Raw genomic sequence first — 11962 nt, 5'->3', positions numbered from 1 at the left:
GCCGGGTCGGCCGACGGGGGCGGCGCTCAGGCCAGCCGCAGCGGGAGTTCCGCGACCCGGGTGAAGCCGGGGCGCAGCGCCCACGGCAGTTCCTCGCGCCCCACCGCGAGGGACAGGTCCGGGAACCGGGTGAACAGCGCCTCCAGCGCCACCTCCGCCTCCTGGTAGGCCAGCGGTGCGCCGAGGCAGTAGTGCGACCCCATGCCGAACCCGAGGTGGTTCCCGGCGCTGCGGCACACGTCGAGCCGCTCGGGGTCGTCGTACTTGCGCGGGTCGGTATTGGCGGCCAGCAGCAGCGGCACGACCGGTTCCCCGGCCGGGATCGTCACGCCGCCCAGCTCGACCTCCTCGGCGGTGTAGCGGGCCTGGGCGAACTGGGAGGGTCCCAGGCGCATGAGTTCGCGCACCGCCTGCGGCCACCGGGACGGCTCCGCGCGCAGCAGGGCGAGCTGCTCGGGGTGCTCCAGCAGGGCCAGCACCGAGTTGCCCAGCAGGTAGGTGGTCGACTCGTGCCCGGCGGTGACCATGGTGAAGACCAGGCGGACCATCTCCCGGTCGGAGAGGCGGTCGCCGTCCTCCTCTTGGGCCTGGATGAGTGCGGAGATCAGGTCGTCGCGCGGCTCGGCACGCCTGCGCGCGATGACCTCCTGCACGTGGTCGGCGCACTCGCGCAGGATCCTCGGCAGGTGCTCGACCTGCATCAGGGACAGCACGCGGCCCCACCCGTGCCACTGCGGGCGGTCGGCCTCGTCGATGCCGACCAGCTCGCAGATCACGGCGATGGGCACCGGGTAGCAGAACGCCGACACCAGGTCGACCGGTGTGCCGTCGCGGCCCGCCTCGGCCATCCCGTCGAGCAGTCCGGCGGTGATGTGCTCGATCTGCGGGCGCAGTTCGGCCACCCGCCGCGCGGTGAACGCCCGGGAGACCAGCTTGCGCAGCCGGGCGTGCGGGGCGCCGTCGAGGTTCATCATCGCCAGGGCGATCAGGTCCACCACGTCGTCGGGGATGTTGAGCTGCTTGAGGATCGCGGGCCCGTCCTCCACCTCCGCCCCCGGCACCGAGGCCGGGTTGGTGAGGAAGCACGGTTCGGTGAGCACCCGGCGCACGTCGTCGTAGCGGGTGACCATCCACACCGGTGGCCCGCCCAGGACCGAGCCGGTCAGCACCGGCGCCTGCTCGCGCATCCTGGCGTACCCGGCGAACGGGTCGGCGGTGAGTTCCGGTGAGAGCAGTTCGATCGGCTCGGCCGGTTCGGCCGGGTTCGCGGCGGTGGCTGTCATCGGTCTCCCGTTCTGCGTCGGGGAAGGATCCGCCTGCGCGGCGGGCGCGCGAGAGGAGTTCCGTCGTCCGGCGGGGATCCGTTCCGCCCCACCGCGAACACGGCTCTCCGGCAGGCTAGGACAGGGGTGACGGGCCGGGCATCCCCCAACCTGATAGGAGCGGGCGGGTCAGGGGGCGATGAGGCGGGCCAGTGACACCGCGCCGCGCAGCGAGGACAGCCCGCCCAGCGCGGCGGGCCCGACCGGCAGCGGGGGGTGGCCGGGGCGGGCCAGTCCGGCGAGCTGGTCGGACACCATCCCGGTGAAACCGGGAATGCCGTCGGCGAAACCGCCGCCGATCAGGGCGAGTCGCGGGTGGACCAGTTCCTGCACACCCGCCACGGCGGTGGCCACGGCCCGGCACGTCTGCTCCACGGCGGCGACGGCCCAGGGCTGCCGGTCGCGCACGCCGCACCGCAGTTCCCCGAAGGTGACCGCCGTCCCGCGCAGGAGGGTCGCGCGGCGCAGGGTGGCCGGTCCGGACGCGATCGCCTGGAGGCACCCCCGGCGACCGCAGGCACACCGCGCGCCGTCCATCTCCACGACCACGTGCCCGATCTCGAAGGAGCCACGGCCCAGCCCCGGGCACAGCGCGCCGCCCAGGAGCAGACCGCCGCCGACGCCGGTGCCCACCCCGAGGTAGAGCAGGTCGTCGCAGCCCGACACCTCGGCCTCCGCGAGCGCGCCGAGGTCGCCGTCGTCCGCCCAGGCGACGACCGCTCCGGGGAACAGCGCGCGCAGCGACGCCTCCAGCGCGAGCCCGGTCCACTCCGGTCTGCTGGGCCAGGCGGTGACCCGGCCCCGCGGTCCGACCGTGGCGGGCATGGCGACGCCCACCGCCGCGAACGGCGTCCCGAGCCTGGTGCGCAACCGGTCCACGTGTTCGGCGAGCTGGGCGAGGTCCAGGGTGGCGCTGCGCCGGGGGCCCCAGGTGAACGCGGTCTCGTCCACGCCGCCCGCGTCGGTCTCGGCCCGCAGGGCGACCTTGGTGCCGCCGACATCGATGCCCAGGACGTGCCTCTCCATCCCTCAGCGGCCGGGCAGCGGTGGGCACAGGGCGAGCAGGTCCGCCGGGTGCCGCAGCACCGCGTCGGGGCGGGCGGCGAGCAGTTCGCCCTCCTCGGGTCCGGCCCACAGCGCGGCGGCCGAGGCCACGTCCGCGCCCCGGGCGCTGGCCAGGTCGGTCGGCGCGTCGCCGACCATGACGGCCTGCTCGGCGGACACGCCCAGCAGGTCCAGCGCGTGCCGCACGATGTCCGGGGCGGGCTTGGGCCTGGCGACCTCATCGGAGCCGATCACGTGCTCGAAGAACGGCAGCAGGTCCAGCACGTCGAGCAGCGAGCGCGCCCTCGGTCCGCTCTTGCCGGTGGCCACGGCCAGCCGCAGCCCGCGCGCCCGCAGCGTCACCAGGAGGTCCACCACCCCGTCGAAGACCTTCACCTGGTCGGCGAGGCGGTAGCTCTCGCGGACGAACGGCTCCTCCATCTCCAGTGGCAGCCCCATGATCCGCATGATGTCGGGGAAGTAGCGGCCCAGGTGGCGCCGGTACTCCGCGAACGGGGCCGGGCCGTCGCCGACGACCTCGGCGTAGGCGGTGGCGAAGGCCCGGTTCATCACCGCGAAGCTGTCGACGACGACCCCGTCCAGGTCGAAGATGACCGCGAGCCTGGTCGGGGTGGGCGCGTCCGTCGCGGCGGTGGGGTGTCCGCCAGTGGGGTGTCCGGTGGTGGGGGCGGTCGTCATGGGGTTCTCCACGGGATCGGTGGCGGGGTCGGGATCGCGCGGCCCGCCGGGGTCACCGGAAGGCGGGCGTGGCGCCTGCCGAACGGGCCGACGCGTAGAAGCTCTCGATGGTGCGGACGTTCGTGCGGGCCTCGGCGACGGCCCTGCCCCGGTTGGCGGGGTCGGCCAGCAGCGCGGCGAGGCCGTCGAGCTGCCTGCGGTACTCCGCGCCGATCGGCTCGGCGGGCACGGCGAGCCGGGTGGTGGTGCCCTCGCGGGTCAGGGTCAGCACGGGTTCGGGCTGCCGGTTGGGGCTGAAGCCGAAGGTGCACCGCAGCTCCGCGACCCCCGCGCTGCCCTCGACCCGGATCAGGGAGGCGTCGAGCGCCTCGTGCGAGGCCCAGCTTGTCCGCAGGGACACCGAGACGCCGTCCTCGCGGACCAGGAAGCCGCGGGCGGTGTCCTCCACGTCGGCGGGGTCGGCGGCGGAGCGGTCCCGCCGCCAGGCCGCGCCCCAGCCGTCGGCGTTGACGAAGTCGTCCGAGGTCACCCCGACCACCTGCGCGAACCCGACCGGGCCGAGCAGGAACGCGAGGGCGTCGAGCAGGTGCCAGCCGAGGTCGAACAGCACCCCGCCGCCCGCCTTGTCGCGCCGGGTGAACCAGCCCGACCGCGGCACGCCGCGCGCCCGGACCCAGGCCAGGTCGACGTGCCGGACGCCGCCGAGGTCGGGGATGAGCCGCCGCAGCGCGGCGACGTCACCGCGGTGGCGGGCGGCGCTGCCCGCGAGCAGCACCGCGCCGCCGCGTTCGGCCGCCGCCAGGGCGTCGACCTCGGCCGCGGTCAGGCACACCGGCTTCTCCAGGAAGACCGGGATGCCGCCGGTGAGCAGGGTGCCTGCCACCTCGGCGTGCAGGTGGTTGGGTACCGCGACCACGGCGAGGTCGACCTCCCGCGCGGTGAGGGCATCCACCGCGGGGTGGACCGCGATCCCCGCCGCCGCGCCGAACGCGGCGCGCGCGGCCGGGTCGGCGTCGACGGCGGCGACCACCTCGAAGTCGGCGTGCTCGCGCAGCCGGGGCAGCCACAGCTCCCGCCCGGCCCAGCCGAGCCCGACCACCGCCACCCGCACGCTCATCCTGCGGCCACAGCCTCGGCGATGATCTCGGCGGTGGCGTGGACGGCCTCCTCGTCGGCGAGCAGGACCCGGTGGTGCAGCCAGACGCCGTCCGCGCTGATGGCGTCGGCGTTGGGGCAGCGCTCCGCGACCGCCTCCGGGGTCTCGTCGGGTGCGCCGATCTCCCAGAAGGCGTCGGTGCGGTAGATGGCGCGGAACGCAGCGAACGCGGGCAGGCCCGCCGCGACCAGCCGGTCGACCAGGGCGTTGCGGTTGTCCTCGCCGATGCCGGGGACGCGGAACATCGCCATGTAGTGGGAGTTGCGGTCGGCGCGCACGTCGCCGCCCTGGGGGATGACGCCGTCGACCGCGCCGAGCAGCCGCGACAGCAGGGTCCAGCGCTCGTCGCGCAGCGCGACCTGCTCGTCCAGGCGGCGTAGCTGCGCCCGCAGCACGGCCGCGGAGAACTCGTTGAGCCGCAGGTTGGACCCGGCGATGCGGTGGAAGTAGCGGCGGTCGTCGCGCGGCCTGCCGCAGCTGTGGCGCAGGAAGGCCGTCTCGTACAGCTCCGACTCGGGGAACAGCACGGCGCCGCCCTCGCCCGCGGTCATCAGCTTGCCGTTCTGGAAGCTGAACGCCGCGACGGTGCCCAGTTCCCCGACCCGCTTGCCCTGCCAGCGCGCGCCGTGCGCGTGCGCGGCGTCCTGCAACAGGGTGACACCGGTGTCGGCGGAGAGCTTCGCCAGCGCGTCCATGTCGGCCATCAGCCCGGCCATGTGCACCGGCATGATCACCTTGGTGCGCGGGGTGATGGCCGCCTCGGTCGCCGCCGGGTCGAGGTTGTAGGTGTCCGGGTCGACGTCGACCGGGACCGCGACCGCGCCGAGCCGCTGGGCGGCCTGCGAGGAGGAGATGAAGGTGAAGGCGGGCACGATGACCTCGGTGCCCGGCCCGGCGCCCAGGCACTGGAGGGCGAGTTCGAGGGCGTGCGTGCCGTTGGTGACCGCCAGCGCGTGCGCGGCGCCGTGGTGCTCGGCGAACTCGCGTTCGAAGGAGTCCACCTCGTCGCCGCCCATGCGCCACCACTGGCCCTGCTCCAGCGCGCGGATCAGGCCCGCGCGCTCGGTGTCGTCGTACTGGGGCCACGGGGGGAACTGCGGTGCCGGTCGCGCGTTCATGTCTCTCCACATCTCCGTTTGGCCTCGGGGGGACTCGGGTGGGGTCAGGCCGGTCGGCGGGCGACGACCCTGGCGTGGTGCGGGTCGACCCGGCCCGCCCGGATCATGGTGCCCAGCACCTCGTCGACGAACTCGTCGGCGCGGTCGCCCAGGGCGGCGGCCTGGGCGGCGAACCCGGCCAGCTTGTACCGCTTGCGCAGGTCGGGCAGGTCCGCCATGGTCGGGCCGGGGCCCTTGGCGCTGAACGGGTGGGCGAGCTCCGGGTCGTAGTGGGTCAGTTCCAGCCCGGCTCCCTCGACCACGGCCGCGACCTCGTCGGCCGGGTACTCGTGCACGGCGGGCTGCACCTCGGCGAGCAGGTCCCTCCACTTCGGACTGCCCGCGATCTCCCGCAGGATGCCGAACATGCCCGGCCCCTGGCTGCGCGGCTGCGCGCCGGTCCACTGCAACACCAGGTACCCGCCCGGGCGCAGTGAGCGGGCCATCCGGCGCAGCGGTTCCTCGACCTCGGTCAACCAGTGCAGCACCCAGGACGAGTGGACCACGGTGAACCGCTCCGGCGGCAGGTCCGCCTCCTCGGCCGGGCAGACCTCGGCCCGCACGGGGAGCCCGGCGCACAGCCGCCGGGTGGCGTCCACCATGGACGCGGACGCGTCGCAGGCCCAGACCTCGAACCCGCGTTCGGCGGCGGTCCTGGCGACCTCCCCGGTACCGCACCCGATCTCGGCGAACGCGCCGCCCCGGACCAGTGCCTCGTCCGCGAAGGACAGCGCGGCCAGGGCGGTCCTGAGGTGCGGTGCGTTGACCTGCGCGTAGTCCTCGGCCACCCAGCCGTTGGTCGCGGTCATCGACGAAGTCCTCTCCCTGTCGGGGGTTCCACCGTGCTCACGCGACCTTCGTCGCGCACAGGATGCCGTGGCTGATCAGCGCCCCCGGCATCGAGGAGAGGTCCTGGGCGAGGGCCTTGGTCACCCTGAACCCGCATTCCTCCACCCAGGACCGGTAGGTCGAGAGCTTCTGCGGTCCGCCCTGGCCCATGGTGCAGCCGAGGAAGTAGGCGGGGAAGATGTCGACCCCCGCGCTGCCGGGATCGCGGATGTCGTCGGGGTACACCGGCACCAGGATGTTGACCTGCCCGCCGACGTCCAGCGCCTCGCTGACCCGGCCCAGGATCCTGAGCACGTCCCGCTTGTCGAACATGTCGAGGAAGTGCTTGACCAGGACCACGTCGAACCCCCGGGGGACACCGGCGAAGACGTCACCGCCGAGGAAGGAGCAGTGCTCCGCCACGCCGTGGGTCCGGAAGTTCTCCAGGCACTCCTGTTCCTTCTCCGGCAGGTCGAAGGTGGTCACCCGCAACCCGGGGGTGGCCTTCATCCGGTAGGTGAGGATCGCGCCGAGACCGGTGTTCCCGGCGAGGTCGAGCACCCGCGAGCCCGCCGGGATGTGGACGTTGCGGAAGAACCAGGGGTCGAGCTGGGTGGTGACGCCGTCCATCATCGTCGCCCAGGACTCGCGGAGGTCCTTGTGCTCGGCCACGGCCTCGTACAGGTTGCCCTGGAAGCCGTAGAGCCTGTCCAGACCGACGAGCGTGCCGGTGCGGACGCTCTCGGTCAGGTAGAACCCCTGCCGGAGCATGACGACTTTGATCATGTCCAGGACGGAGAGCACCTGCTCCAGGTGGGCCTCGGGGATGTCGGCGAACGCGTCGAGGGCGTAGGTCCCGGAGCGCTCGTCGCGGGCGATGAACCCCTCCTTGACCGGCAGGTGCAGCAACTGCTCCACGGCGTCCGGCGCGGCGCCGACGGCCTCGCCGAGCTGCGCCGCGCTCTGGTGGGGCCTGTCCCGGAGCGCGTCGACCAGGCCGAGTTCGAAGCACGACAGCAGGATCATGAACCGCGTGGGCCCCACCATGTACTCGCGGAGCCGGGCGAACGTGGCCGCTGCGGACATCGCGCCACTCCCTTCGGGTCGGTTGTCCCGGTTCAGGCGAGCTTGAGGGGGATTTCGTCGACCCGGGTGACCCCGGGCCGCGGCACCCACGGGATCTGCTCGCGCGCCACCGCCAGGGACAGGTCCGGGAACCGGGTGAACAGCGCCCGCAACGCCACCTCGGCCTCCTGGATGGCCAGCGGCGCACCGAGGCAGTAGTGCGTCCCCTGCCCGAACCCGAGGTGGGTCTGCCCGCTGTCGCGGCCGATGTCGAGGCGGTCGGGGTCGTCGTACCGGCGCGGGTCGGTGTTCGCGGCCAGCAGCAGCGGCATGACCGGCGAGCCCGCGGGGATCGTCACCCCGCCCACCTCGACCTCCTCGGTCGGGTAGCGCGGCAGCCCCCACTGCGCGGGGCCCAGGCGCATCAGCTCGGTCACCGCCTGCGGCCACCGGGAGGGGTCCTCGCGCAGCAGCGCCAACTGGTCGGGGTGCTCCAGCAGGGCCAGCACCGAGTTGCCCAGCATGTACGTCGTCGTCTCGTAGCCGGTGATCACCAGGGTGAAGACCAGGGTGACCATCTCTCGCTCGGAGAGGCGGTCGCCGTTGTCCTCCTGGACCTGCACGAGCGCGGAGATCAGGTCGTCGCGCGGCTCCGCGCGCCTGCGCGCGATGACGTCGAGCACGTGGTCGACGCACTCGCGCAGCACGGTCGGGACGCGGTCGAGGTACTCCGTGGGCGCGGACAGCACCCGCCCCCACTCGCCCCACTTCCCGCGGTCGGCCTCGTCGATGCCGACCAGCTCGCAGATGACGGTGATCGGCACCGGGTAGCAGAACGACGCCATCAGGTCGACCGTCGCGCCGTCGCGGCCCGCCTCGGCCATCCGGTCGAGCAGCCGCGCGGTGATGTCCTCGACCTGCGGGCGCAGCGCGGCCACCCGCCTGGCGGTGAACACCTTGGAGACCAGGGTCCGCTGCCTGCGGTGGTCGGCGCCGTCGATCTGCATCAGCTTGTCGGCGAGGTAGTCGACCAGGTCGGACGGGATGTTGAGCATCTTCATGATCGAGGAGCTGTTGCGCGAGGGCCCCGCGGCCGGGTTGTTGAGGAACCGGGGGTCGGTGAGGACCCTGCGCACGTCGTCGTAGCGGGTGACCAGCCACATCGGCGGCCCGCCGTCGACGATGGTGCCGGTCAGCATCGGTGCCCGCTCGCGCATCCGCGCGTACCCGGCGAACGGGTCGGCCGTCAGCTCCGGCGCGAGCAGTTCGACCGGCCCGGCCGGGTTCTCGGCGGTGGCTGTCACAGGTCTCCCCTTTTCCGTGTGCTGGCAAGGACTTCCCCGGCCCACCGGCGGACGCGGGGCGGACTTCGCCGGGGTGCGGGACCAGGTGTGCGGAGTGCGCACCGACTACGACGGCCAGGGTATTTCGCCGCGAGCGGGGCTCACATCCCCCGGCTTGGTAGTCGTCGCGCGATCAGGGCAGGCCGAAGAAGGCGCGGTAGGAGTCCACCTGCCCGTCGAGCATGTGCATTCCATAGTGGACGCGGTGGCCCAGTGCCGCCGCCTCGCGCAGGAGCCGGGTTTCCCTGGGTTTCATGATGATGTCGGCCACCACGGCGCCCGGCGGCAGCAGGCGGGGTTGCAACGGCAGCGGGTCCTCGGGGCGCAGCCCGAGCGGGGTGGCGTTCACGACGACGTCGGCGCCGTCGAGGTCCGGCGCGGTGGAGGTGGTGGTCCGGCCGGGCCAGTGCGGGTCCAGGCGCTCCAGGAGACCGGCCAGCTTCGCGGTGTCCGGGTCGCACACCGACAGCCGCGCGGCACCGGCCGCCAGCAGCGCCGCCGCGATGGCGCTGCCCGCGCCGCCCGCGCCGACCAGCGCGACCCGCAGGCCCGCCGGGTCGCAGCCCGCGCCGACCAGGCCCGCCACGAAGCCCACGCCGTCGAAGTTCTCCGCGTACCAACTGCCGTCGGCTTCCCGCCGCAGGGCGTTGGCGCTCCCGGTGATGTCCACCATCGGGCTGCACCGGTCGGCCAGCCCGCGCGCCGCGACCTTGTGCGGCACGGTGACGAAGATCCCGTCGATGTTGCCGACGCACCGCAGGCCGCCGAAGACCTGGTCGAAGTCCCGCGGCCGGGCGTGCACGGGGACCAGCACCGCGTCGAGCCCCAGCCGGGCGAACAGCGGGTTCAGCAACCCGGGCGACTGGACCTGGGCGACGGGGTCACCCAGGACGACGTACAGGCGCGTGGTGCCGCTGATGGGGTTCCCACCGGTCATGGCTGCCTCCTGGCGGTCCGGGGTGTCGCGCCGCGCAGCAGCTCCGCGACGGAGTGGGCGAGTTCGACGGACTGCTCGGCGTTGAGGCGCGGGTCGCAGGCGGTCCGGTAGCGGGTGGGCAGGTCGGCCTCGGTGAGGCCCGAGGGTCCGCCGAGGCACTCGGTGACGTCCTCGCCGGTCACCTCGACGTGCAGGCCGCCGGGGTGGGTGCCCAGCCGCCGGTGCACCTCGAAGAACCCGGCCACCTCGTCGACCACGTGGGCGAGGTCGCGGGTCTTGTGTCCGGTGCGCGAGACCAGGGTGTTGCCGTGCACCGGGTCGCACTGCCAGATCACCCGGTGGCCCGCGGCGGTGACCTCCGCCACGATCGGCGGCAGGACCTCGCGGACCCGGGTGTGCCCCATGCGGCTGATCAGCGTCAGCCTGCCCGGCGTGCCGTGCGGGTCGAGGCGGCGCACGTAGTCGAGGGCCTGGGCCGGGGTGGCGCCCGGGCCGATCTTGACGCCGATCGGGTTCGACAGCAGCTCCGCGAACGCGACGTGGGCCCCGTCGAGTTGGCGGGTGCGCTCACCGATCCAGAGGAAGTGCGCCAGCCCGCTCGACAGCCGCGGCCGGGGACCGCTCGTGTCCGCCCACAGCACGGACCGCTCGTAGTCGAGCAGGAGCATCTCGTGGCTGACGTGGACCTCGCTGACCTCGCTCGCGCGCGGTACCGCCCGCGGCGCCGGGCCGACGTCCTCGACCGGCCCGGCGTGGGCGTGCACGAGGTCCCGGTGCGCCGCGGCGGGCCCGTCCGCCCGGAACGCGCGCACCACGTCCATCGCGCGGGCGGCGTGGGCGTGGGCCAGCAGCATCCGGTGCGGGTCGGGTGTCCTGGCCGCGACCGTGGGTTCCGGGGAGTTCACGATGTCGCCCCGGTAGACCGGCAGCCCGAGCGCGTCCACGGTGTCGGTCCGGGGCTTGGCGTACTGCCCGGCCATGCGGGCGACCTGGACCACCGGCAGGTCGGTCGCGTCGGCGAGCACACCCGCCATCCGCGCCAGCACGCGCAGGTTGGCCCGCAGGTGGGGTTCGGTGTTGTCGGCGAAGGTCTCGGCGCAGTCGCCGCCCTGGAGCAGGAACGCCTCCCCGCGGGCGACCGAGGCGAGTCGGGCGGACAACCGGGCCGTCTCCTCGGGCGCCACGATCGGTTCGGCCCGGTGCAGCAGGTCCACCACGGCGCGCGCCCGCCCTGGGTCCGGCCACCGCGGCTGCTGCGCGGCGGGACGGGCCAGCGCGTCACCCAGCCGCCGGGCCAGCAGCCGGGTGCCGACCAGGCTCCCCGGGGAGGCGTCGGGGAACCGCCTCATGTCCTCACCGCACCGGCGGCGCGCTCGCGGGGCATCCGGTCCAGGACGCGGGCGACCACCTCCGGCGGCACGTCGCTGACCAGTTCCGCGCCTGCGGGCCCGTCGAGGACGAAGGAGAGCCCGGTGATCGCCTTCTTGTCCCGGCGCATCTGGCGCAGCAGGACCTCCGGTTCGACGTCGGCGGGCAGCGCGGTGGCCAGCCCGTAGTGGCCGACGACCGCCAGGTGCTCGTCCACCCGCGCCTGGTCGATGCGGCCCAGCTCACCGGCCAGCCTGCCCGCGAAGACCGTGCCGATGGCCACCGCCTCGCCGTGGCGCAGGGCGAAGCCGGTGGCGACCTCCAGGGCGTGGCCGAGCGTGTGGCCGTAGTTGAGCAGGTGCCGCAGCCCTGCGTCGCGTTCGTCCTGCTCCACGATGCGCGCCTTGAGGGTCACGCCGGCGGCGATCTGCTCCGCGGTCGGCAGCCCGCGCAGGTCCGGGGCGCCGATGAAGTGGCAGCGGGCGATCTCGCCGAGGCCGTTGCGCAGTTCCCGGTCCGGCAGGGTCGAGAGGTAGTCGGTGTCGCACAGCACCGCGCTGGGCTGCCAGAACGCGCCGACCAGGTTCTTGCCCGCGGGCAGGTTCACCGCCGTCTTCCCGCCGACGCTGGCGTCCACCTGGGCGAGCAGAGTCGTGGGCAGGTGGACCACGGCAACGCCCCGGTGGTAGAGCGCGGCGGCCAGCCCGACCACGTCGGTGGTCGTGCCGCCGCCGCAGGACACCACGACGTCGGACCGGGTGAGGCCGAACCGGGCGAACTCACCGCACAGCGCCTCCACCGTGGACAGCGTCTTGTCCTGCTCGCCGTCCCTGGCGGGCAGCAGCAGGGTTTCCACGCCGGTGTCGGGCACCCACTCCGCCGGGCGGGCCGACACGACCGCGGCCCGCTGGGCGCCCAGCCGCCGGACGACCCCGGCGAGCGACGCGCGCACCCCCGGGCCGACGAGCACGTCGTACGAGCGATCTCCGAGTCGCACCGGAACAGTCGCCATCGTTGCCCCTCCTGGTTGCGCGCCCCCGTGG

Annotated in this window: 11 protein-coding genes; all 11 read right to left on the bottom strand. The window is 74.0% G+C overall.

The features are described 5' to 3' along the window. Positions 1 to 26: 26 nt before the first annotated feature. The 11 genes from L6E12_RS08935 to L6E12_RS08885 all read right to left on the bottom strand — a co-directional run bounded on the left by L6E12_RS08935 (position 27) and on the right by L6E12_RS08885 (position 11931). Positions 27 to 1283 (bottom strand): cytochrome P450, encoded by a 1257-nt coding sequence (locus L6E12_RS08935; RefSeq protein ID WP_236227412.1) that lies wholly within the window; start codon positions 1281 to 1283, stop codon positions 27 to 29. Between the two features lie 168 nt (positions 1284 to 1451). Further along, complete coding sequence (locus L6E12_RS08930; protein ID WP_236227411.1) at positions 1452 to 2348, bottom strand: ROK family protein; 897 nt, start codon at positions 2346 to 2348, stop codon at positions 1452 to 1454. 3 nt (positions 2349 to 2351) lie between these two features. Beyond that, the gene (locus L6E12_RS08925) at positions 2352 to 3065 is read right to left on the bottom strand and encodes an HAD-IA family hydrolase (RefSeq protein WP_236227410.1); all 714 of its coding nucleotides are present in this window, start codon (positions 3063 to 3065) and stop codon (positions 2352 to 2354) included. 52 nt (positions 3066 to 3117) lie between these two features. Beyond that, positions 3118 to 4182: a Gfo/Idh/MocA family protein gene (locus L6E12_RS08920; RefSeq protein ID WP_236227409.1), complete on the bottom strand. Its 1065-nt coding sequence runs from the start codon at positions 4180 to 4182 to the stop codon at positions 3118 to 3120. Next, the gene (gene rifK, locus L6E12_RS08915; RefSeq protein WP_236227408.1) at positions 4179 to 5339 is read right to left on the bottom strand and encodes a 3-amino-5-hydroxybenzoate synthase; all 1161 of its coding nucleotides are present in this window, start codon (positions 5337 to 5339) and stop codon (positions 4179 to 4181) included. The genes L6E12_RS08920 and rifK overlap by 4 nt, the downstream gene beginning before the upstream one ends. A gap of 44 nt (positions 5340 to 5383) precedes the next feature. Continuing rightward, entirely contained in the window at positions 5384 to 6187 is an 804-nt protein-coding gene (locus L6E12_RS08910) for a bifunctional 2-polyprenyl-6-hydroxyphenol methylase/3-demethylubiquinol 3-O-methyltransferase UbiG (protein ID WP_236227407.1), read from the bottom strand. A gap of 37 nt (positions 6188 to 6224) precedes the next feature. Continuing rightward, the gene (locus L6E12_RS08905; protein WP_236227406.1) at positions 6225 to 7292 is read right to left on the bottom strand and encodes an acetylserotonin O-methyltransferase; all 1068 of its coding nucleotides are present in this window, start codon (positions 7290 to 7292) and stop codon (positions 6225 to 6227) included. Positions 7293 to 7324: 32 nt separating this feature from the next. Then, positions 7325 to 8575 carry a cytochrome P450 gene (locus tag L6E12_RS08900; protein WP_236227405.1) on the bottom strand — a complete coding sequence of 417 codons (1251 nt, stop codon included), beginning with the start codon at positions 8573 to 8575 and terminating at the stop codon, positions 7325 to 7327. 172 nt (positions 8576 to 8747) lie between these two features. Beyond that, entirely contained in the window at positions 8748 to 9551 is an 804-nt protein-coding gene (locus L6E12_RS08895) for a shikimate dehydrogenase (protein WP_236227404.1), read from the bottom strand. Then, on the bottom strand, positions 9548 to 10900 hold the full coding sequence (locus tag L6E12_RS08890; protein ID WP_236227403.1) for a 3-deoxy-7-phosphoheptulonate synthase: 1353 nt from the start codon (positions 10898 to 10900) through the stop codon (positions 9548 to 9550). The genes L6E12_RS08895 and L6E12_RS08890 overlap by 4 nt, the downstream gene beginning before the upstream one ends. Next, positions 10897 to 11931, bottom strand: coding sequence for a 3-dehydroquinate synthase (locus tag L6E12_RS08885; RefSeq protein WP_236227402.1), 1035 nt, complete (start codon positions 11929 to 11931; stop codon positions 10897 to 10899). Before L6E12_RS08885 ends, L6E12_RS08890 begins: the two co-directional genes overlap by 4 nt. Between the last annotated feature and the right edge of the window lie 31 nt (positions 11932 to 11962).

Origin of the sequence: Actinokineospora sp. PR83 (genome assembly GCF_021056305.1) — a bacterium.
GTDB lineage: Bacteria > Actinomycetota > Actinomycetes > Mycobacteriales > Pseudonocardiaceae > Actinokineospora > Actinokineospora spheciospongiae.
This window is presented reverse-complemented; position numbering and strand designations above follow the sequence as displayed.